This window comes from Candidatus Thalassolituus haligoni, assembly GCF_041222825.1.
In the GTDB taxonomy this organism is placed as follows: Bacteria; Pseudomonadota; Gammaproteobacteria; order Pseudomonadales; family Oceanobacteraceae; genus Oceanobacter; species Oceanobacter antarcticus.
In genome coordinates, this window is the sequence record NZ_CP139482.1 from 2815101 (window position 1) to 2838404 (window position 23304).

Annotated in this window: 19 protein-coding genes; 16 read left to right on the forward strand and 3 right to left on the reverse strand. The window is 54.8% G+C overall.

Going from position 1 to position 23304, the window contains the following annotated elements; genetic code table 11:
* Window positions 1-249: 249 nt before the first annotated feature.
* Genes SOJ49_RS12515 through SOJ49_RS12525 form a run of 3 tightly spaced genes read left to right on the forward strand, consistent with a single transcriptional unit; the run spans window position 250 to window position 4940 of the window.
* Window positions 250-1260, forward strand: coding sequence for an AAA family ATPase (locus tag SOJ49_RS12515; RefSeq protein WP_369854838.1), 1011 nt, complete (start codon window positions 250-252; stop codon window positions 1258-1260).
* 1 nt (window position 1261) lies between these two features.
* A complete protein-coding gene (locus SOJ49_RS12520; protein ID WP_369854839.1) occupies window positions 1262-2494 on the forward strand; it encodes a DUF58 domain-containing protein in 1233 nt (410 codons plus the stop codon).
* A complete protein-coding gene (locus SOJ49_RS12525) occupies window positions 2481-4940 on the forward strand; it encodes a transglutaminaseTgpA domain-containing protein (protein WP_369854840.1) in 2460 nt (819 codons plus the stop codon). The genes SOJ49_RS12520 and SOJ49_RS12525 overlap by 14 nt, the downstream gene beginning before the upstream one ends.
* Window positions 4941-5052: 112 nt before the next feature.
* Here SOJ49_RS12525 and SOJ49_RS12530 read toward each other — a convergent pair whose 3' ends face one another.
* On the reverse strand, window positions 5053-5244 hold the full coding sequence (locus SOJ49_RS12530; protein WP_369854841.1) for a hypothetical protein: 192 nt from the start codon (window positions 5242-5244) through the stop codon (window positions 5053-5055).
* A 233-nt stretch (window positions 5245-5477) separates the two neighbouring features.
* Window positions 5478-5933, reverse strand: a complete 456-nt coding sequence (locus tag SOJ49_RS12535) for a hypothetical protein (RefSeq protein ID WP_369854842.1) — start codon at window positions 5931-5933, stop codon at window positions 5478-5480.
* 547 nt (window positions 5934-6480) lie between these two features.
* Between SOJ49_RS12535 and rsxA the strand changes: the two genes are divergently transcribed.
* The 11 genes from rsxA (at window position 6481) to yghU (ending at window position 18266) form a co-directional block, all read left to right on the forward strand.
* Window positions 6481-7062 carry an electron transport complex subunit RsxA gene (rsxA, locus tag SOJ49_RS12540; protein ID WP_303434563.1) on the forward strand — a complete coding sequence of 194 codons (582 nt, stop codon included), beginning with the start codon at window positions 6481-6483 and terminating at the stop codon, window positions 7060-7062.
* A 22-nt stretch (window positions 7063-7084) separates the two neighbouring features.
* Window positions 7085-7702, forward strand: a complete 618-nt coding sequence (gene rsxB / locus SOJ49_RS12545) for an electron transport complex subunit RsxB (RefSeq protein WP_369854843.1) — start codon at window positions 7085-7087, stop codon at window positions 7700-7702.
* Window positions 7699-10017 (forward strand): electron transport complex subunit RsxC, encoded by a 2319-nt coding sequence (gene rsxC, locus SOJ49_RS12550; RefSeq protein ID WP_369854844.1) that lies wholly within the window; start codon window positions 7699-7701, stop codon window positions 10015-10017. The genes rsxB and rsxC overlap by 4 nt, the downstream gene beginning before the upstream one ends.
* Window positions 10017-11084 carry an electron transport complex subunit RsxD gene (gene rsxD, locus SOJ49_RS12555; protein ID WP_369854845.1) on the forward strand — a complete coding sequence of 356 codons (1068 nt, stop codon included), beginning with the start codon at window positions 10017-10019 and terminating at the stop codon, window positions 11082-11084. Before rsxC ends, rsxD begins: the two co-directional genes overlap by 1 nt.
* Entirely contained in the window at window positions 11084-11752 is a 669-nt protein-coding gene (gene rsxG, locus SOJ49_RS12560; protein WP_369854846.1) for an electron transport complex subunit RsxG, read from the forward strand. The genes rsxD and rsxG overlap by 1 nt, the downstream gene beginning before the upstream one ends.
* A 1-nt stretch (window position 11753) precedes the next feature.
* Window positions 11754-12467, forward strand: a complete 714-nt coding sequence (locus SOJ49_RS12565) for an electron transport complex subunit E (RefSeq protein WP_369854847.1) — start codon at window positions 11754-11756, stop codon at window positions 12465-12467.
* Between the two features lie 423 nt (window positions 12468-12890).
* Window positions 12891-13904 (forward strand): amino acid ABC transporter substrate-binding protein, encoded by a 1014-nt coding sequence (locus SOJ49_RS12570; protein WP_369854848.1) that lies wholly within the window; start codon window positions 12891-12893, stop codon window positions 13902-13904.
* A gap of 67 nt (window positions 13905-13971) precedes the next feature.
* Window positions 13972-15168, forward strand: coding sequence for an amino acid ABC transporter permease (locus tag SOJ49_RS12575; RefSeq protein ID WP_369854849.1), 1197 nt, complete (start codon window positions 13972-13974; stop codon window positions 15166-15168).
* Window positions 15169-15170: 2 nt separating this feature from the next.
* Complete coding sequence (locus SOJ49_RS12580) at window positions 15171-16337, forward strand: amino acid ABC transporter permease (protein WP_369854850.1); 1167 nt, start codon at window positions 15171-15173, stop codon at window positions 16335-16337.
* 17 nt (window positions 16338-16354) lie between these two features.
* On the forward strand, window positions 16355-17152 hold the full coding sequence (locus tag SOJ49_RS12585; RefSeq protein WP_369854851.1) for an amino acid ABC transporter ATP-binding protein: 798 nt from the start codon (window positions 16355-16357) through the stop codon (window positions 17150-17152).
* 253 nt (window positions 17153-17405) lie between these two features.
* On the forward strand, window positions 17406-18266 hold the full coding sequence (gene yghU, locus SOJ49_RS12590) for a glutathione-dependent disulfide-bond oxidoreductase (protein WP_369854852.1): 861 nt from the start codon (window positions 17406-17408) through the stop codon (window positions 18264-18266).
* A gap of 112 nt (window positions 18267-18378) precedes the next feature.
* Here the strand turns inward: yghU and SOJ49_RS12595 are convergent, their stop codons facing one another.
* Window positions 18379-20688: a YgiQ family radical SAM protein gene (locus SOJ49_RS12595; RefSeq protein ID WP_369854853.1), complete on the reverse strand. Its 2310-nt coding sequence runs from the start codon at window positions 20686-20688 to the stop codon at window positions 18379-18381.
* Between the two features lie 409 nt (window positions 20689-21097).
* Between SOJ49_RS12595 and SOJ49_RS12600 the strand changes: the two genes are divergently transcribed.
* On the forward strand, window positions 21098-21664 hold the full coding sequence (locus SOJ49_RS12600) for an ANTAR domain-containing response regulator (RefSeq protein WP_369854854.1): 567 nt from the start codon (window positions 21098-21100) through the stop codon (window positions 21662-21664).
* Window positions 21665-21671: 7 nt separating this feature from the next.
* A complete protein-coding gene (locus tag SOJ49_RS12605) occupies window positions 21672-22841 on the forward strand; it encodes a CmpA/NrtA family ABC transporter substrate-binding protein (RefSeq protein ID WP_369854855.1) in 1170 nt (389 codons plus the stop codon).
* The last annotated feature ends 463 nt before the right edge of the window (window positions 22842-23304 follow it).

The following is a 23304-nucleotide window of genomic DNA, read 5'->3' on the forward strand; positions in this document are numbered from 1 at the left end:
GGGTGCATCTGAAAAGGTAACGAGCGCTGCAAGGACAAGGTAACAATCAACGAAAAGGCGCATGCCTATACGGATGCAGGCGTTAGAGCGACGCAGGAAGCCAAAGCCGAGTTTATGAGTACTAAATAAGCATTTTGAGTCGATTTTTAATGCCGTTATTTCAAGCGCCAGCGTTTTCAGATGTGATATCAAGCCATTCCACATTCAATACGTCATCATTCAACACGTCATTTATCAAGGAATTTGCCTGTGAATAACCCCGTCGTCGCCCTGCAGCAACTGCACAAAAACCTCGCCAAAGTTATCCATTGTCAGCCCCAGTCGTTGCTGTTTACCCTCACCACCCTGCTGTGTCGCGGCCACTTGCTGATTGAAGATGTCCCAGGTCTGGGCAAAACCACACTGGCGCGGGCACTGGCCAAATCGGTACAGGTGGATATGCGGCGTTTGCAATGCACACCGGATTTGATGCCGTCCGACATCACCGGGGTGAATATTTTTAATCAGCAAGAGCAGCTCTTCCGGCTGGCACCGGGGCCAATTTTTACCAATTTTCTGCTGGCCGATGAAATCAACCGGGCAACACCGAGGACCCAGTCGGCGCTGCTGGAAGCGATGGCCGAAGGCACTGTCAGCCTCGACCGTGAGATTCACTCGCTGCCGGATATTTTTATGGTGATCGCGACCCAAAATCCGGTCGAGTTCAGTGGCACCTACCCGCTGCCCGAAGCCCAGCTCGACCGGTTTTTTATGCGTATATCGCTGGGCTACCCAACCGAGGAGCAAGAGCTCAGTATCCTGCAGGGGCAACTGACCGGCCACCCGTTAGACTATCTTGAAGCCGTGATGACCGAAAAATCCCTGCTGGCACTGCAAGCCCACTGCGAGAAAATCCCCTTGAGCGAACCGCTGCTGGGTTATATCAACCAGCTGGTACGTGCGACCCGTGAACATCCCAAGGTTCAGCTTGGTGCCAGCCCTCGGGGTGCTCTGGCACTGATGCGTGCTGCTCGCGCCATGGCGTTGCTGACCGGAAAAAAACAGGTCACTCCACAAACCGTACAGCTATTAGTGGATCCGATCCTGAGCCATCGGCTGATTTTCCGTGACCCGCGCATGAACCAGCCAGAACAACGCCAGATATTCTGGGACGAGCTGCTAGCGCAGTTGCCCGTACCGGATTTTGCTACCACACTCGTGAAAGAAAACGACGACGCCAAAACCGCCTCCCGTGGCACCCCGACTGGCGAGAGTCTCTAACATGTCCCTATCCCACGGGTCGGGACGGTTATTACGACCGCTACTGACCTGGCTGCAACAGCATATAACGGCCCAACGCTTCCTCTGGCTGCTGGCACTGGCCTGTCTGCTGATTGCCTGGAATCGAGGCTTATCACTGCTCTACGGCATGCTGGCGCTGGTATTGGCGACGCTACTGCTGTCCTGGCTGATGCCCTGGCTGGCGCTCAGGCATATCCGCGTCTCGGTGCAACAAATCGGTGATGCCAGTGCCGGTGACCAGGTCATACTGGAATATCAGTTCCAGCTGCCCAAAACCCGCTATCTGATGCTACTGAGAGAAGATCTTGAATACGCCGATCAACCGGTCACCCACCGTATTGCCATGCTGGCCAACGGGGATCGCCTGCGAACCCGCAGCCTCTGCCGTTATCGAGGCGTCTTTCCGCTGCAAACCGTCGAAGTTGGCTGTTGCTGGCCTTTCGGTTTTGTCAGCCTGTTCCGGCAGCTGACCGTACCGGAACGCCAGATCGTCGTCGCGCCCCAGACCTTTCAGGTGCAGACCTTGCCAGGTGGTGCCGGTGACGACGACGCCATGATCGAGTACCAGAGCACCAGCCAGCCGCACGCTCAGGCTGAATACTGCGGTTTGCGGGAATACCATCCGTATGATTCGCTCAAGCATATTCACTGGTCCGCCTCTGCCCGCCACCAGCAGTTGCTGGTGCGGGAGTACAACAGCCAGGCACAACCCGACTTTTTACTGCTGCTGGATAACTGTCTCGATGACGACATCGGGGAACCACCGTTATCCACCTTTGAATTTGCGGTCTCGCTGGCGGCCTCGCTGATGGCCTGGGCAAAAGACCAGCAGCAACCCATGCGCTTGCTGGCCCACGGCAGTCATCCTACTGACATCGCCATTGGCGGCCACCACCGTGGCAGCAGCGATTATTTGTCGGCATTAGCCTGGACTCAGGCGGACGGCGACAAACCCTACGGCACGCTGGTTGAGCAGGCATTGTTGAAATACCCCCACAGCGCGACCCTGATCACCGTGCGTAACCTCAGCCAACTGCCAGAACTGCCTGAGTTTCATGGCTGTCATATCGATATTCTGATCGCCGACCAGAGCTTTATCTATCCAATGCAATCCTGGGAGGAAGGCTGGAGCCACCCCACGGCCAACCACTATCAGCTGCGCCTGCATGCCAGCAGCAAGCTAGAGAGGCAATTCCGCTATGGCGCATTCTGAACCCCATCTTGCCACCACTGCCGACCAGCGGTCAGCCTCCGTCAGAACCTTGATCGGCTGGTTTTCAGCGCAACTGGCCCTGGCGGTTGCAGGTGCAGGAATATCCCTGTTTGGATTCTGGCCCGGACTGGGATTGGCGCTCCTCACACTGATCGGCAGCGGCTTGACGCTATATCTCGGCTGGCAACCGGATCGCACTCCGAGCCACCAGGCCGATAGTCCTGATAAAAAACGCTTCAAAACCGTTTCTGACAGCCTCGCCATCGTCGGCCTGATTGTCTTCGCCGGGCTGATATTCACCGTCGGTATTCTACCCGCCCTATTAGTGCTGCTGTTACTGGCACAGCTCGCCATTAACCTGGTTACCGAAAAACCCTTATTGCTGTTTTATGGGCTGGTGAATGGCTTTGCCTTTTTACTGCTTGGCGCGGCAGAAGCCACCAGCGGTGGTTATCTGTTGGTCATTGCAGGCTATGCGTTTTGTGTGGTGATGACGCTCTCAGTGCTCTGGTGTGTGCAGGCGACAACCGATAGCCGCATCAGCCTGATTCGACAGCGGGCAATCCATGAGGATCTGCTGTTTTTCAGTGCTGCAACCCACCCGCCCGAGAGTCAGGCAAAACGGTCTGAACGCTTCAAACCCTCAGCGACCATCCTGGCGGCGGCACTGCTGGTGATCTGTGCCGGGGTGATCTATCTGTTTTTACCACGCTTGCCAGCCGCCAACCTCGGCAGCCAGCTTTCCAGGGCCACAACGTTGTACAACAACGTCGACTGGCAGGCACAGGCCAAACGGGTTGACCTGACCAGCCAGGATGAACACTCCCAGACGCATAACAAGGGACAGGCCAATGACCTCAACCAGGATCAGCTGAACAGCGACCTCAGCGATAGCCCGCTGCCACTGTGGGAAGGACTGGATCCGAGTGCCGCACAATTTGACTATCGCGGCTTCCGCGATGAAATGAACCTCAACGACAGCCCCTATGGCAATAACACCACCACTGCTGATCTGAATCAGATCATTGCGCTGATGAAAGCCCCCCACGGCAGCTATCTGAAAGTACGTACCTTCGACCACTTTGATGGTCTGCGCTGGACCTCATCGGTCACTGCCTTCCGCAAGCAGGAAACCGATCTGTGGGGCAACGTTGTGCTGGCTGGCGAGCAAATAGACAGCGGCAATTTCCAGCAACAAATCACTCTGAAGCAAGGCATGTCGGCCTGGTTACCCGCCGCTGCCGACCCGGTCGCACTCTGGCTACCCGCCGTGGTAATGGCCACCGACGCTTTTGGTCAACCGGTATTACCCGCCCCACTACAGGCCAATACCCAGTACACCGTACTGTCACGGCAGCAGTTGGTTGATAATCGCCCGGCTTCCTACACACCCAAACCACGCGACCACGACCTGCAATTACCCTACAACCTGGATGACCGTATTCCGGCGCTGGCCCAATCCGTCACCGCCAATGCCCACACCCCGTACCAACAGGCCCAAGCGCTGGAGCAGCATTTACGCAGCGAATATCGCTATAGCTTCGATTCCGCACTTACCTCCCAGGGCGTGACTCCGCTGCCCGCATTTCTGTTTGAAAGCCGCGAAGGTCATTGCGAATATTTCGCCAGTGCCATGGTGATCCTGTTGCGCACCTTAAAAATTCCGGCGCGTCTGGTGACCGGGTTTTCCGCCAGCCAGCAGAATCCACTCACCGGCTATTTTGAAATTCGCGGGATTGATGGTCACGCCTGGGCAGAAGCCTGGATCGATAATCGCTGGATCACCTTTGAACCGACCGCGTTCTACCAACTGCCCGCCAGCCAAGCCAGTACCCTCAGCGCCGACCAGATCAATGACTATGTCGACAGCCTGAGTCAGCGTCAGCAAGCCCTGTCGGCCGACAATACATTCACCGTTGGTGGCTTACTCACGACACTCTGGAATGCCCTGTATCTGTTACTGGTGATTCCGATCAGCTATCTGCTGCTGGCGCTGTTTTGGCTCTGGCCAGTGTTATTGCTGTTATTGATCATTGCTGTGGCAGCGTATCTGGGTCGCCGTTACTGGTGGCACCAATGGTGGCGTAAAGTGGCTGGAAAGTGGGTAATCTTTCGTCTGCAGCGTTATCAACCGCAAGACACTGGCACAGCCCTGGGTTTTTACCTGCGCCAGTTGCAATGGCTTGGAGCAGCCAACGGCGTCACACGGCAGCCAGGGCAACATCTGGAAAAATGGTGTCAGGCATTGCAACAGCAGCTGCCCAAAGACACCAGCAACGCCGCGCTGATGCAGTTAAAGGACTTACTCAACGCCTACTGGTATGGCAGCAACAAGGCCAGCGCTGGAATCAACTTGCCAGCACAGCTGCAGCCCGACCTGATTGATCTGGTCAAAGCACTGACAGATGCTCACCCACACAAATCAGGCACAGACGGAGAAGGGTGAACCCAGTTCATCCAGAAAGCTCAGGTCGTTCAACTCCAGACATAGGTTGACACACAGGGCGGTGATATTGCCGGTTCCGATGGCGTAGTGTAGCAAATGCGGATGAAATTAATCACTGGACGCTGTGATCGCCCAGTCCTTCACTGTCGTATAACAGGTCGAGCTGATACGGGCTGCTATCGCCAGCCCGTATCTGTTTGAGGGCGCGGGCAACGATGCCAATCCACTGTTGTTGCTTGAGTTGGTCGTCGGGCAACTGGTTGATGTCGATCAGGGCAATGGGGCGCTGAAACAGCTCAGTCATTCACTTGAGCAGAACAGTCCGGAGTAGTAGCGGTCGTGGGGATTATACGGTAGCGGGTCAGCAGTCGTTTATTGGCGCTGACGATTTCTCCGGTGCCACCCAACCCAGGATCTGGTCGTATGCTGGTGTCCCCTCAATGGGCTCGCCCATGTACATGGCGGCGGATTCGCTGTCTTTGAGGCCAATTGAGTTTTTCAGTAAAGGATTAAGCGTAAGCGCCAAAGAAATCAGCATCAGATCTTGTTACCCCGGTACAACAGACGCTTATCAGCCTGGCCAGTCGTTGAACCATGATGGTTGTTACGCCCGCGGCTTTGGCTTTTCTGTGCCAAGCCATCTTCGTCGGTAGCATCTTCTAATGTGCCTGTTGCTCCCCGGTACCGTCGTTGTCGAATAAGAACATGAGCGGGTTGTCCATGCTCAGTCTGAGCAGCTGTCGAAGTCGCTTCGATGGCCGCACGGACACCGAGTGCGACCAGTCGCTGACGATCTTCTGCTGGCAGCAGCACCAGCACTTGTTGCGCCAGCGCCCGTAACTCCGGGTGATCACAAGACAAGCCGTACTCCAGCATCGCATCCACCCCGGATGAATTATTACGCCATTTCACCGGATGACCCGCAACGATCTCAAACTTCAGCGCTAATGCCAGTAGCTGCTGTTGTGTCTCAATCGAATATCCCTTGCTCAACGTCTCTCTCCTCACACTGACTCTTTGGTCAGTTTATTGCTTTAAAATTTGATGACTATTTAATGACAATTTAAATACCACATTGTGATTCTGTGAGAGCGACATACTGGTGTCAGCGCCGGAGCTCTCAATAACATCTACGCCATTGCGGACAATTGAGCGATCAATTCACAGTTGGAATAATATGAGTTCTCAAAGGAGTATTCCATTATAACTATATGACGCCACAAGTTGACCCACGACACTCAGCGACCTCCTACTCTGCGCTAGTCTGTCACAGACTGTCGTTAATCCAGCATCAGTTCATTGTTCAACTCGCAGCTCTGCCGAACATTGGTGATTTGATATGGGGTTCGGTTTATAACGTCAGCCTTACGCCCGGAAGTGATCATGGTCTCTAAGGTTATTCCTAAAACAACTTAAAACTCCCCCTTTACATGCTTGAGGGAAATAACAGAAGTTTGGGATAATGCGCCCCCTGATTTTCACTCTGGCTACTTTTTAGCCACAACACAGCAACAAAACTGCTGCATTTGCGGAGCACTGCATGACCGAGTATTTGCTGATTCTGGTAAGCACCATTCTGGTGAACAACTTTGTGCTGGTTCAGTTTCTCGGCCTGTGCCCCTTTATGGGGGTTTCCAACAAGCTGGAAACCGCCATTGGTATGGGTGCTGCCACCACCTTTGTGCTGACGCTGGCATCACTGTGCAGCTATCTGGTGTACACCTTCTTGTTGGTGCCACTAGAGTTGGTGTACCTGAAAACCATCAGTTTCATTATGGTGATTGCCGTCGTTGTCGGTTTTACCGAATTGGCTATTCGGAAAACCAGCCCACTGCTGTATCGGGTTTTGGGTATATTCCTGCCGCTGATCACCACCAACTGCGCCGTATTGGGCGTGGCGTTGCTGAACATCAAACGCGATAACAGTCTGGTGGAATCCATCCTTTATGGTTTTGGCGCTGCCGTAGGCTTCTCGCTGGTGATGGTGTTATTTGCCGCCATGCGCGAACGTATTGCTGTCGCCGATGTACCAAAACCATTCCAGGGCTCTGCCATTGCCATGGTCACTGCGGGCTTGATGTCGCTGGCATTTATGGGCTTTACCGGCCTGGTCAGTATTTAACCGGGACGAACGGAAGCTATTTATGAGTACTGTTGTAATCGCGATTGCTGTACTGGCAATTCTGGCCCTGATCTTTGGTGCCGTGCTCGGCTTTGCTGCCGTACGCTTCAAGGTAGAAGGCAACCCCATCGTTGATCAAATCAACGACCTGTTACCCCAGACCCAGTGTGGCCAGTGCAGCTACCCTGGTTGCAAGCCTTACGCGGAAGCCATCGCCAATGGCGAAAAAATCAACAAATGCCCACCCGGTGGCGAAGGCACGATTCAATCATTGGCGGACTTGCTCGGTGTTGAGCCAGAGCCACTGGATGCCGAACACGGTGCCGAAAAAACCCTGCCGACGGTAGCGGTTATCCGCGAAGACGAGTGCATTGGCTGTACCAAGTGCATTCAGGCTTGCCCGGTCGATGCCATTATTGGTGCCGCCAAACAAATGCATACCGTCGTGGCCAATGAATGTACCGGCTGTGATTTATGTATTGAGCCCTGCCCGGTCGACTGCATTGATATGGTGCCTGTTACTCCAACCACGACTACCTGGTACTGGCAAGCACCCGCTGCCGAGCTGATTGTTACCGATCGCAACCCTGGTCTGACTCCTGCCCTCAGTGACGACAGCGACAAGGGGCAAGCCGCATGACCCATATGATTCAGCTGCACAGTTTTGATGGGGGCATTCATCCGGCCGAAAACAAGCAGCAAAGTACCCAACGTGCGATTCGTAGCGCGCCAATGGCAGCACTGCTGACGCTGCCATTAGGCCAGCATATTGGTGCACCGGCCGTGCCTTGCGTAACCGTGGGTGAGCGTGTACTCAAGGGCCAGACAATCGCCAACGCCCAGGGCTTTGTCAGCGTCCCCTTGCATGCACCCACTTCCGGTACGGTGGTAGCGATTGAAGACCGCCCCGTCCCTCATGCTTCTGGCTTGACCGCTCGGTGTCTGATCATCGAGCCAGACGGCCAGGAACAGTGGATCGAGCACCAGAGTCTGTTTGATGAGCTGGGGCTGACCGATCTGGTCGATCTGGATCCCGCCGCACTGGTGAGCCGTATTCGCGACTGCGGTATTGCCGGTATGGGTGGCGCAGGTTTTCCGACCTCAGTGAAACTCGCCGTCAAACACGATGACAACGGCAACAGCCCGATCAACACCCTGATTCTCAACGGCGCGGAATGTGAGCCCTATATCACCGCCGATGACATGCTGATGCGCGAGCGCGCAGACGAAGTGATTCGTGGTGCTCAGGTGCTGCTGCATATTCTGGGTGCCAGACGCTGTCTGATCGGCGTTGAAGACAACAAACCCGAAGCCATTGCCGCCCTGAATGCCGCCAACACAGCGCTTAACGAGCAACATCACATCGACGTCGTTGCCATCCCCACCAAATACCCGTCCGGCGGCGAAAAGCAGCTGATCCAGATTCTGACCGGCGCGGAAGTCCCTGCCGGTGGCATTCCGGCCAACCTGGGTATCGTTTGTCAGAACGTCGGCACCGCCAGCGCGATTTACCGGGCGATCTATCATGGCGAGCCGCTGATCAGCCGTATTACCACCGTCACCGGTGACGCCATTAAAGAACCCGGCAACTGGGAAGTGGCCCTGGGTACGCCGGTGTCGCACCTGCTGGCGTTGTCTGGCTACATGGCCCAACAGCAGGAACGTATCATCATGGGTGGCCCAATGATGGGCTTTACCCTGCCGGATGATTCGTTACCTATTGTCAAAACCAGCAATTGCCTGCTGGCCCCCGGCAGCCGCGAGATGCCGCTCAACGAAGCCGCCATGGCCTGCATTCGTTGTGGCATGTGCACCGTTGCTTGCCCGGCGCAATTACTGCCACAGCAACTGTACTGGTTCAGCAAAGCGGAAGAATTCGACAAGGCCGAGCAACACAACTTGTTCGATTGTATTGAATGCGGTGCCTGTTCCTACGTTTGCCCCAGTCAGATTCCGCTGGTGCAGTACTATCGTCATGCCAAAGGTGCGATCCGCGAAGAACGTGCCGCGCAAGAAAAATCCGAACGTGCTCGCGAACGCTTCGAGCGCCGCCTGGCTCGCCAGGAACGCGAAGCAGCCGAAAAAGAAGCCAAGCGTAAAGCGCGTGCCGAAGCGGCTGCCCAGGCAGCTGCCGACAAAAAAGCCGCTGCTGAATCTGCCGCTGCCCAAACGACTGCGACACCGGCTCCCACCGCCAGCACCGCTGCACTGGGTTCTCCGGCATTGGAAAAACTGCAAAAACAGCTGAGCGCCAGCCAAACCGCGATCAGTAAAACCAAGGAAAAACTGGCGGCAGCGCAGCTGGCGCTGGCGGCGGGTAATGAAGATCAGCAAGCCAAGGTCGACGCCCTGGAAAGTGCCCTGGTCAAAACCCAGACCCGGATGAAAGACCTGGCCAAAGACATTGCGACCGAGAAAAAAGCCCTCAAGGCACAGTCGGTAGCCAGTGTTGCAAGCGATACAGTAACCGGCCCCGACAAAGGTGATCCCAACAGCCCGGAACGACTGCAACGCAAATGGGAAACAGCCCAGGCGCGTCTCGACACCGCTCTCAAACGTCTGGAAGAAGCCAAGACCCAGGGACTGGATACGGTGGCTGCGCTGGAAACCGGCATCACCAATCAACAGCTGCGGGTCGACGAGGCCAAAGCAGCCTGGCAAGCGGCAGCAAACCCGATAAAACCAAAACCCGTAACACCAGAACCGGCAACCTCAGAATCGGTAAACAATGCACAGACCGATATCGAAACGCTGCGGAAAAAAATACTGGCAACACAAGACCGCCTCAACAAGGCTCAGGAACGACTGACGATGGCCAGGGAGCAAGACCAGGATACGGTTGATGCCCTGACTTTGGGCGTCAACAAACAACACGACAAATTAAACGCCCTGACCCGACAACTGGATGAGCTGGAACAGCTATCCGGGGCAACCACCACAAGCGGAGCCCTGTAATGGCGTTGATCACCCTTTCTTCCCCTCACGCACACGGTCACAACAGCACCCGCAAGGTGATGCTGACGGTCACCCTGGCCACCTTACCGGGGCTGGCCGTCATGACCGGCCTGTTCGGATTTGGCAACCTGATCAACGTGGTACTGGCCGCACTGGTTGCGATGGCGACCGAAGCCCTGGTACTGAGTATTCGTCAGCGCCCGGTGATGTTCTTCCTGAAAGACAACAGTGCGCTGCTGACCGGTGTACTGATCGGTCTGGCCTTGCCGCCACTGGCGCCCTGGTGGATCACGCTGGTGGCCACTGCTTTTGCGATTGTATTTGCCAAACAACTATACGGTGGCATGGGTAATAACCCGTTTAACCCGGCCATGATTGGGTACGCGCTGGTATTGATTTCCTTTCCGGTACAAATGACCACCAACTGGGCAGTGTCCAGCCAGATGGGGGGTTCCACTGCCGGATTGGGCGATGCCCTGTCGATCATTTTTACCGGTGCCGGTGGCAGTGCCGACGCTTTCACCGGGGCCACGCCTCTGGATGCTTACAAACATCTGATCAGCAACAAAACCGCCGTCGAAGTGCTGACAGAATCGACGTTTAATGGCTGGCTTAACGGTGGCTGGGAATGGGTCAACCTGGCCTTTATGGCCGGAGGGCTGGTACTTATATGGCAACGTATTATCACCTGGCATATTCCCGTAGCGATGCTCGCCGGACTGTCGCTGTGCTCGCTGATCCTGGGCTGGGATGCCGACATGTACACCCCAACGTCGCTGCATCTGCTCAGTGGCGCGACCATGCTGGGGGCTTTTTTTATTGCCACCGACCCGGTATCCGCTGCGACCACTCCGCTGGGCAAACTGATCTATGGTGCCGGTATCGGTATTTTGCTCTATGTTATTCGCAGCTGGGGGTCCTACCCGGATGCGGTGGCCTTTGCCGTGTTACTGATGAACTTCGCCGCCCCCTTTATTGACGCCTACACCCAGCCACGCACTTATGGTCATACCAAAGCCAATCGCGGCCTCAACAACCGAGGCCCAAAAAAGCCGGAGGCTAAATAATGCAGGAACTGCTTGCTTCCATTCAGCGTAACGCCATCGGTCTGGGTCTGTTTGCCATTGTCACAGCCGGGGCCATTGCCGTCGCGCAAGTAGGTACTGCGGATCGTATTGCCCATAACATGCGCTTGGCCCAATCACAGGCATTGAACGAAATCGTCCCGGCAAACCAGTACGACAACGACCTGCTAGCCGATGTCATTCCTGTCGATGAACGCTTTAACCAGCAGTTACTGGGGCCGCTCCCCGACGATGCCACTATCCATCTGGCGCGCCGCCATGGCCAGGTCGATACGGTGATCCTGCCGGTGGTAGCACCCGACGGTTACACCATGGAAATTGGTCTGCTGGTGGGGATTCACGCCGACGGCAGCATCGCCGGAGTACGCGTCATCAGCCACCGCGAAACCCCCGGACTGGGTGACAAGATCGATCTGAAAAAATCCCGATGGGTGATGGAATTCAACGGCAAGTCGCTGGCATCTCCTGGTGAAAACGCCTGGGCTGTGAAAAAAGACGGCGGCAGTTTTGACCAGTTCACCGGGGCGACGATCACCCCGCGAGCCGTCGTTGCGGCGGTCAAACACGCCCTGCGTTTTTTTGAACAACATAAAACCCAACTGCTGAGCTACCCGCTAGCAGCACCCGCCAGCCACGTGGAGAACAACTGACATGGCAACCAAATCGCTGCGGGATATTTCCCTCGATGGCTTATGGAACAACAATCCGGCACTGGTGCAGCTGCTTGGCCTCTGTCCGCTGCTGGCCGTCACCGGTTCGGTAGTGAATGCTCTCGGTCTTGGCCTGGCCACCATGATGGTACTGGTCGGCTCCAACTTTGCGGTATCACTGATTCGCAACCACGTCCCGGACGCCGTGCGGTTACCCGCGTTTGTGATGATTATCGCCTCGTTTACTACCGTGGCTGAACTGGTGATGCAAGCGTTTACTTACGAGCTGTATCAGGTATTGGGCATTTTTATCCCGTTAATCGTCACCAACTGCGCGATTCTCGGACGGGCCGATGCCTTTGCCTGCAAAAACCCGGTAATCCCCTCCATTGTCGACGGTTTCATGATGGCTCTGGGGTTCACCACCGTGCTGGTTATCCTCGGTGCGATGCGCGAAATACTGGGCCAGGGAGTACTCTTCTCGAACATGCAGTTGCTGTTTGGCCCATCAGCCGTCAACTGGAAAATCGAGCTATTCAGCAACTATCCCGATTTCCTTTTTGCAATTTTGCCGCCCGGTGCCTTTATGGCCATGGGCATTTTGATTGCCCTGAAAAATATTATTGATGGCCGTATCAAAGCCGCTGCCGAAGCGACAAAAGCCCCGATTGAAGTGGGCGGTAAGCGTGTACGGGTCACTGGCAAGATCAGCTGATTAGCCGTTTTTCCAGGTTCGCAGCCTGCCGCAGCGAGCGATTGTCCGCCTGCCACTGCAAGACCATAGCCCAAAACCATCACTAAAATCTTTATTCGGCCCCCAGGGGCCTCCTACCGATGTATTGCTCATCACAGCAAACTGCCTTTTAGCCCAATAAAGGAGCACATGTCGCCAAAAGAGCACCATTAAAAGGCGACACCCTCCGTTCTCGCGACCTTCATCCAGGCATCCTGTCCTGTCTGGATGATTGAATTTTTTCCGACACTGCCACGAAGCTGATAGAGTGTGGCCATGAGCAATTTCAGTGCATACACGGGTCAATGGCTGTTCATTGACAGTTCATTGGCACCCAAATTGAATGAATGTGCCGAGCGAGCACACTCTTTTATTACTCGACGACTCAAACAGGGAGCACACACTATGTTGAAACAGGTGACGATGGCGGCAACAGGCCTCGTACTCGGTCTTTCCATAACCGCGCAGGCAGGCACGCTGGAGGATGTCCAGAAACGTGGTGCGGTGTCCTGTGGTGTCAGCACCGGACTGGCTGGCTTCTCGCAAAAAGATGAAAAAGGTAACTGGAGTGGTATCGATGTCGATGTCTGTCGCGCCGTTGCTGCGGCCGTATTGGGTGATGCCAGCAAGGTGCAGTACAAACCTCTGACCGCCAAGGAGCGTTTTACCGCTCTGCAATCTGGCGAAGTCGATATGCTATCGCGCAATACCACCTGGACCCTGACTCGTGATGCCTCTCTGGGCCTGAACTTCGTGGGTGTGAACTACTACGATGGCCAGGGTTTTATGGTGTCGAAGAACCTCGGCGTCAGCAGCGTTAACGACCTCGACGGCGCTACCGTGTGCATCCAGGCAGGTACAACAACAGAGCTGAATCTGGCCGATTATTTCCGCGCCCACGGCATGGAATACACCGCCATTACCTTTGATACCTCTGACCAGACCCGTGCCGGTTTTGAAAGCGGCCGCTGCGACGTCCTGACGTCTGATCAATCCCAGCTGTACGCCTTGCGTATTGGCTTGCAAAAGCCGGGAAACGCGATGGTATTACCGGAAGTGATTTCCAAAGAGCCACTAGGCCCGGTCGTACGCCAGGGCGACGATGCCTGGTTTAATATCGTCAAATGGTCGCTGGCGGCGATCATCGAAGCTGAATACCTCGGCATCAGCAGCGCCACTGCCGCCACTGCCGCCAAGTCCGGCACCCCGGAACAGAAACGTCTGCTCGGCAGCGACGGTGACGCAGGCTCGAAACTCGGCCTCAGCGCCGACTGGGCCAATAATATTGTCTCCCAGGTCGGTAACTACAGTGAGGTCTTCGAACGTAATGTCGGTTCCGGCTCACCTCTGAAGATCGCCCGGGGTCTGAACGCCCAGTGGAATAAAGGCGGCATCATGTATTCCAACCCGATTCGTTGATCGCCTTGATGACATTCACCCGCCTGATGGCGGGTGAATGTGTTTTACCGAATACAGAGAGAGCCTTATGACCAACGGTACGCGCCCCACCCAGCCTGCGGGCTCGGCTCCCGCGTTTTATAACAATCCCCATGTCCGCGCCCTGTTTTACCAGCTGCTTCTGGTAGTCGGGATTGGCTACCTCGTTTTTCTGATTATCAGTAATACCCTGGCTAATATGGAAGCCCGCGGCATCAAGACCGGCTTCGACTTCCTCAGTACCACCGCCGGGTTCGATATTCTGATGACCCTGGTGGACTACGACGCCACCCATACCTATCTCGATACTTTTATCGTCGGCCTGCTGAATACCTTATTGGTGGGTGCGATTGGCATTGTCCTGTCCACTCTGATCGGCTTTGTCATGGGCGTTGCCTACTTTTCCAACAACTGGCTGGTACAGCGCCTGTCGGTGGTGTACGTCGAAATATTCCGCAACATTCCCCTGTTATTACAAATTTTCTTCTGGTACTTCGCCGTGTTGGCCGCGCTGCCAAGTGCACGGAACAGCTTCAGTCTGGGGGAAGCCTTTTTCCTTAATATTCGTGGTCTTTACCTGCCGAAACTGATCGGTGAACCCGGTTCCGGTCTGGTTTACGGCACTGTTGTTGCTGCGATTATTGGTATCTTTGTGCTGCATCGCTGGGCCAAACGCAAACAAGAGCTGCAAGGGGTGCAACTGCCCGTAGTGCGGCTGTCACTGGCGTTGCTGATCGGTTTACCACTGCTGGCGACTCTGGTAACCGGCATTCCTTTCGCACTGGAATATCCGGAATTAAAAGGCTTTAACTTCCGTGGCGGCATCACCATCATCCCGGAACTGATGGCGCTGGCGCTGGCGCTGAGCATCTATACCGGTGCGTTTATTGCCGAAGCCGTACGGGCTGGCATACAGGCCGTTCCCCACGGCCAGACCGAAGCCGCCCGCAGCATCGGCCTGAAAGACAGCCAGATCATGAAGCTGATTGTCGTGCCACAAGCCATGCGGGTGATTGTGCCCATGCTCAACAGCGAATATCAGTCACTGGTGAAAAACTCGACCCTGGCGACCGCCATCGGTTATCCCGACCTGTTTACTGTATTTGTCGGCACCACGCTGAACCAGACCGGCCAGGCCATTGAGATTGTCTTTATGACCCTGACCGTGTTCTTCGTCATCAACATGACCATTTCCTTCGTGATGAACTGGTTCAACCACAAAGTCAGCCTGGCAGAGAGGAAATAACCATGAGTCATCCGGTCGAACCCTCCCGTACCACAATGCCAACGGCAGCCATACCAACGCCTGCTGATGGCCGCATTTTTCACCCCAAACCCGCTCTGCCAGCGCCGATTGATAGCGTTGGCAAACGTGCCTGGCTAAAAACCAATCTGTTTTCGTCACCTCTGAACACGCTGGTCTCGATGACCTTGCTGGCACTGTTGGCCTGGGCCATACCGCCGCTGCTCGACTGGCTGTTTATCTCCGCCAACCTCAGTGGTCAGACCCAGGCAGCCTGTACCGGCGATGGTGCTTGCTGGGTGTTTATCAAGGTCTGGTTACAACCGCTGGTATATGGCAGCTACCCGGATGCCAGCCTGTGGCGAGTCAACCTCAGTCTGATACTGCTGGCAGCGGTGTTATCGTCGCCCTATTGGCTGCCACGCCAGCTGCGTAACAAGGTCGATATCCTGTTGCTGCTGGCGTTCCCGTTTATGGCCATTATCCTTCTGGATGGTCGTCTGCTCGGGCTGGAATACGTCAGTACTGCCTATTGGGGCGGCTTTTCATTAAACCTGTTTCTGGCATCTGCCAGCATTATTCTCGGCATGCCGCTGGGCTTTTTATGGGCACTCGGACGCCGCTCGCAGATGCCAATGGCACGCAGTATTTGTGTGATCTTGATCGAATTTTTCCGTGGTGTTCCGGTACTGGCGCTGTTTTTTATGGGCTCGGTGATGTTGCCACTGTTCTTCCCGGAAGGCACCAATGTCGACAAGCTGCTGCGTGTCTGGATCGTGCTGACCCTGTTTATGGCGGGATATATGGCAGAAGTGTATCGGGGCGGTTTTCAGGCGATTCCGTCTGGGCAGTATGAAGCCGCTGCCGCCATTGGCCTGAGTTACTGGCAAACCACGCTGTTGGTGATCTTGCCGCAGGTGATCAAGATATCCATGCCGAATATTCTGGCTACTGCGGTCATGCTGTTCAAAAACACCACCTTCCTGATGATTATCGGTATTTTTGAAGTCCTTAGTACCGCCCAGAATGCCCTCACCAATTCCAGCTGGCTGGGTGGCTTCTCAACCGAGGCCTATCTGTTTGTCGCGGTGGTGTACTGGATATGCTGTTTCAGCATGTCGATGGTCGCCACCCGCATCGAACGTAAACTCGATACCAGCCACCAGTCCTGACTTACGGAAACCAAGCGATGAGTACCCACAACCACAGCAACGTCTCTCAGGGCACAAGCCAACGGCCAGCCCCGTCGCCGGACGACGTCATCAGCATCACTAATCTGAATAAATGGTATGGCGACTTTCACGTCCTCAAAGACATTAACCTGACGGTCAAAAAAGGCGAACGGATCGTCGTTTGTGGCCCATCCGGTTCCGGTAAATCGACCATGATTCGCTGCATTAACCGACTGGAAGAATTTCAGCGCGGTTCACTGGTCGTCAACAGCATCGAGATGATCGACGATATCAAAAATATCGAAGCCATCCGCCGCGACGTCGGTATGGTGTTCCAGCATTTCAACCTGTTCCCTCATCTGACCATTCTGGAAAACCTCACCCTTGGGCCAATCTGGGTGCAAAAAAAGCCCAAGGCAGAGGCTGAAGCCATGGCCATGAACTATCTGGAACGGGTCAAGATTGCGGAACAGGCACTGAAATATCCCGGCCAATTGTCGGGTGGCCAGCAGCAGCGTGTTGCGATTGCCCGCTCGCTCTGCATGGCACCCCAAATCATGCTGTTCGACGAACCCACTTCTGCCCTCGACCCGGAAATGGTCAAGGAAGTCCTCGACGTGATGGTCGAACTGGCGGACGAAGGCATGACCATGATCTGCGTCACCCACGAAATGGGCTTTGCCAAAAAAGTCGCCGATCGGGTGATCTTTATGGACGGTGGCGAAATCGTTGAGGAAAACACACCAGTCGAATTCTTCGAACACCCTGAAACCGACCGTTTGCAACTGTTCCTCAGCCAGGTATTACAACACTGAGCAATACGCCACGCGGCGACTCCCCTGCGAGGTTGGCTCTGACTATTACGATCGAGAGCCATCCCACGCCAATTTACCCGACAACTCAAAGCCAGAAGTGATTCAGGGCGCGGCAATCATAGGAATCAACGTCACTGCAACTCATCGTGCCAGAAAGCAGCACGATCAAAACTCGCCAACTTCGTACACTGCACTATGGACATCAATCGCCACCACTGACGTTTTTCCTCTGCCCTGACAATGGAGACCGATTATGAGCAATAACACCTATACGCCCCCCAGTGTATGGAACTGGGAACCGGGTAACGGCGGCAAGTTTGCCAGTATCAATCGCCCGATTGCCGGTGCTACCCACGACAAGGAATTACCCTTGGGTGAACACCCGTTGCAACTCTATTCGATGGGCACTCCCAACGGCATCAAGGTCACTATTCTGCTGGAGGAATTATTGGTGCTGGGTAAAACCGCTGCAGAATACGATGCCTGGTTGATCCAGATTATTGACGGCGACCAGTTCGGCTCCGGTTTTGTTACGGTGAACCCGAATTCGAAGATTCCGGCGCTGATGGATTACAGCGTTAACCCGCCCCAACGAGTGTTTGAATCTGGTTCCATCCTGATGTATCTGGCAGAAAAATTTGATGCCTTTATCCCAGCAGACGCAGCCGGTCGAGCCGAGTGTTTTAACTGGCTGTTCTGGCAAATGGCCAGCGCACCGATACTGGGAGGTGGCTTCGGTCATTTTTATGCTTACGCACCTGAAAAATTCGAATACCCGATCAACCGTTTCACCATGGAAGTCAAACGTCAGCTGGACGTACTGGATCAACACCTGGCAGATCACGCCTTTATGTGTGGCGACGAATACAGCATTGCGGATATCGCAATCTGGCCCTGGTATGGCGCGCTGATACTGGGACGGCTGTACGACGCAGCGGCGTTTATTGAGGCAGAAAGTTATACCCACGTTATGCGCTGGGCCAAAACCATCGACGAACGCCCGGCTGTTACACGCGGCCGTATTATCAATCGCAGCTGGGGCGAACCGCACGAGTACTTGAAAGAACGCCACAGCGCCAGTGATATTGATGCGGTTTTGCAAACAGGCATGTAGATCTAGGCATGTAGCTCTAGGCCACGGACGGAGCCGGGCCCTACGTCGGTTACAACCATCACACGTCATTTTGCCTCGTTCCCACACTCTGTTTGGGAACGAGGCAAAATGATTACTTCAATTTTCGAACGCGTTTTGGTAATTGCGCTTTGCCGGTATTTTTGCCGCCACTGTTGCCTGTCGTGCCCTTGCTTACCACACTACCTTGAGTACGCGGTTTGCTGGCTGCTTCGGCTTTTGAGGCAACCGACTGCTGCTTGGCCACCTTGCCCTGCACACCTCGGCCTTTGGCTTGATAGCCCGGACGCTGACGCCCTCCTGCCGGTGCATCTTCCGCCGGGATCAGGGCATTAGGGCCTTTGCCAATCAGGTCGTGTCGACCCATACGCTTGAGTTCTTCACGCAACATCGGCCAGTTACGTTCGTCATGGTAGCGCAGGAAGGCTTTTTGCAGCCGACGCTGTTCAATATCACGGGGAATGGTCATTTTTGCCGTTTTATAACTCATCCGTTGCAACGGATTGCGCTCAGAATGGTACATGGCAGTGGCCAGTGACATCGGTGACGGATAGAAGGTCTGTACCTGGTCAACGCGCATTTTCTGGCTCTTGAGCCAGCGGGCCAGATTCATCATATCTTCGTTTTCGGTACCCGGATGCGCAGCAATAAAGTACGGCACCAGGTACTGCTCCTTACCCGCTTCCTTCGAAAACTTGTCGAACATACGTTTGAAATTGTCGTAGGTACCCATCCCCGGTTTCATCATTTTATTGAGGACGTTTTTTTCGGTGTGCTCCGGAGCAATTTTTAACAAGCCACCGACATGATGAGTCACCAGTTCGCGGACGTATTCCGGGTCTTCCACAGCGAGGTCGTAACGCAGGCCAGAGGCAATGGCAATACGCTTGATCCCCGGCAAGGCACGAGCGGCACGGTACAGTTCGGTGGTCGGTTTATGGCTGGTTTCGAGGTTTTTACAAATCCCCGGATGCACGCATGACAGGCGACGGCAATTTTTCAGAATCGTCTCGCTCTTGCACTTGAGCATGTACATATTGGCGGTTGGGCCACCGAGATCGGAGACGGTGCCGGTAAATCCTGGCACCTTGTCACGGATTTCCTCAATCTCGTGAATGATGCTTTCCTGGGAGCGACTCTGGATAATGCGGCCTTCGTGCTCGGTAATAGAGCAGAAAGTGCAGCCACCAAAGCAGCCACGCATGATGTTCACCGAGAAACGGATCATATCGTAGGCGGGAATACGCGCTTCACCATACGCCGGGTGAGGAATACGCTGATACGGCAACGCAAAGACAGCATCCATTTCATCGGTTTCCAGCGGGATCGGGGGCGGATTGACCCATACTTCCTGGCTGCCGTGCTTTTGCATCAAGGGGTGAGCGTTGTAGGGGTTGGATTCCTGATGTAACACCCGTGAGGCATGAGCATAAAGAGCACTGTCGTTACGTACCTTGTCGAACGAGGGTAAACGAATATAGGTGCGACTGTTGTCGTGTTCGACCTTGCGCTGCAATGGCATGGGTATAATTTTAATCGGCATGACGTCCGCGTCCACACCAGCCTCAATACCCGCTTCAGCGGCTTGCTGATCCGAGGCACAGCTTTCACTGTTGGCTTCTTTCATTTCGTACGGGTTGGCAATGACGTCGATTTTCCCCGGCCAGTCGATACGGGTAGAGTCGATTTCTGTCCAGCCTTGCGGTGGCGCATCACGCAGAATTGCGGTGCCGCGCAGGTCGATAATATCCTTGATGTCGCGGCCCTCGGCCAGCTTGTGGGTCAGTTCCACCAGCGCTCGTTCGGCGTTGCCGTAAAGCAGAATGTCAGCGCCGGAGTCAATCAGTACCGAGCGCCGCACCTGATCGCTCCAGTAATCATACTGGGCAATACGGCGTAAACTGGCTTCGATACCACCGATAACAATCGGGACGTCTTTGTAAACTTCACGTATTTTCTGGGAATAAACAATCACCGCCCGATCCGGGCGCTTGCCAGGTTCACCGCCGGGGGTATAGGCATCTTCCGAGCGTACCTTGAGGTCGGCGGTATAACGATTGATCAGTGAGTCCATATTGCCCGCCGACACGCCGAAGTAGAAATTCGGCTTGCCCAGTCGGGTAAAGTCGCCCGGATTGTTCCAGTCCGGCTGACATATCATACCAACACGAAAACCCTGGCTTTCCAGCAACCGCCCAATGACGGCCATACCGAAGCTGGGATGATCCACGTAAGCATCACCGCACACGACAATAATGTCGCAGCTGTCCCAGCCCAACTGATCCATTTCCTCTCGCGACGTTGGTAAAAACGGTGCGGTGCCGAAACACTCGGCCCAATAGGGGAAATGCGAAAACAGATGCGGTACCTCGGTGGTGACCGGCTGCTGGTTGGACTGCGACATAAATTTCAAGCTCTTGTATACACGGACTGGCGGACGCCAAAGAGCGGCTATTCTCCCAAAATTCGGGCCAAGACTGAAGAATAACCCAGTTAAATAGTCGGAAATTAACCATAATATAGCAATTAACCCTGTCAACACTTGGCGAGCATGTAAGTAAGACGGAAGAACATGCCTTATTCCGGCTCCAGCTTGCCTGCTATCCCGTTTTAAAACCCGGCACCGGCAAGGAGATAGCAGAAATCCGGCATTGGCAGCTGCGTCCATGACAACAGTCAGTCGCTCCCATACGCTGCTGCTATTCCGCCAAAAACTGCTACCATCGCTCTCCTAACTTGCCGAGATACAGCTCAACATAATGTCCCACCGTGAATCACAAAAAAGACCGGGGAAAAACGCAACACCCCGAATCATGGTTGTCGACGATCAGGCGCCTCGTGCCGCGATCCTGCAGCAGGCCTTGTCGGATGCCGGCTGCGAAGTCGTTGCCTGTCTGGCCAGTGCTCAGGGCCTGATGAAAAAGGTGATGGAACACCAGCCAGACGTCATCATTATCGACATCGAAAGTCCCGACCGAGACATGCTGGAGCACATGACCGTGCTTAACCAACATAACCCTAAACCGGTGATTATGTTCTCCGATGAAGACGACCCCGCCACCATTGAAAAAGCAGTGCGTGCGGGTGTCAGCGCCTACGTCGTCGACGGGCTCAATCCTGCCCGCGTCAAGTCGATCATGGATGTCGCCGTCGCCCGTTTCCGGGAGTTTCAGGCATTACGTGGTGAACTGGAAAAAACCAAAAACCAGCTGGCTGACCGACGCTTGCTGGACGAAGCCAAATCTTTGTTGATGAAGCAAAAGAACATGTCGGAAGAAGAGGCGTATCACGCCATGCGCAAGATGGCTATGGATCGTGGCCAACGTATGGTCGATGTCGCTAAAAACATCATTTCGGTGATGAACCTGCTGAACGGTTAACCTGACTATGACAGATACTGATACCCAACTGGAAAAATCCGACCTGATACTGGGCTACATGCCACTGAGTGACAGCCTTCCATTACTGGTTGCCGATACCCAGGGCTATTTTGAGGCCGAGGGCCTTCACGTCGAACTGCAACAAGAAGTATCCTGGGCCAATATTCGCGACAAGGTACTGGTCGGTCACCTCGATGGTGCCCAGATGCTGGCCCCCATGCTATTGGCAACCCATCTCGGTCTTGGCGGCCTGAAAAAAGCCATGATGACCCCCTTTGCCTTCGGCCTGAATGGCAACGCCTTTACCATCTCACGATCGTTAGGTAAACAACTGGACGCCAATTCTCCTGAGCATGTTCTAGCCGGTGACGCCGTCGCTGCTGGCAAGGCATTAAAACAGGTTATCAAGGCACGGCGTTCTTGCGGCGACCAACCGCTGGTGTTTGCCACCGTTTACCCTTACTCCATTCATAATCTGTTACTGCGTGACTGGCTGGCAGCCTCAGGTGTTGACCCGGATCAGGACGTCACGCTGGTCGTTCTGCCACCGTCACAGATGGTAGATCACCTGTCGCTGTCCCACATCGACGGATTTTGTGCTGGTGCACCCTGGAACTCAGTGGCTATCCAGAAAAATGTCGGTGAATGCCTGCTGACTGGCCCCGACTTATGGCGCAGTGCCCCAGACAAGGTACTCGGCTTGACTCAGGAGTGGGCCAACGCCCATCCCAATACCACTCTGGCGCTGGTACGTGCGCTGGACAAGGCGACGGTCTGGCTGGATGAGAATCGCAACGCCGCAGGCACATTACTGGCTGAAGCCATTCATGTACCCATTGCCGCAGCCCTGCCTGCGCTGGTCGGCGAATTTATCTACCGCACTGGTGAAACCAAACAACAACAGCCGGATATGTTGATATTCCATCGCTCTCTCGCCAATTATCCATGGCAGGAACATGGCTGCTGGTTCCTGAAACAGATGCAACGCTGGGGCTGGGTCAGTTCCGCACTGGACTGCGAAGAAGTGGTGAGCCACTGCTACCGCACCGATCTGTACCACCAGGCGCTGCAGCTACCCACCTTGCTGGAAGGCACCCAACTGTCGTTGGATCACAGCGAAGAATGGCAACTCGAAGGCATTGTCATGTCACCCACTGCGTTTACCTATCGTCGTTGACCAAGCCAAACCGCATGCCACTGGTTTGGCATGCGGGCACTGCCTGGGCCATATGACACCCCATCAGTGACACCCCACCAGTACCCTTCCTTCCCTGAAACCTCGTAGTCTGCCCACTGTCGCCCCTCCGTAAAGCCACAACCTACCCTGGAGCCATCGGTCAATAAACGCCCCAAACCGGGGTGGGCTAGCAACATGCTGCACCAGATTTGTGCTGTCATATCGTGCGATCACGATGCCATACCGTTCACGACCCAGGGAAAAGATATCGATTCAAGGCCAACAGAATGCCCGCTATTCGGGCTTTCTGGCCCGTTTCGTTCATTTTTCTGGTTTATTAAACGCTTTTGGCACAGCGTTTGAATAACAGTCCATACATAAGCCCAACGGCGGGCTTCATTTGAAAACACAGAATCCAAGCAAAGGCGCTACAACGTTAATCGTTGTCGCGCCTTTTTTTTGT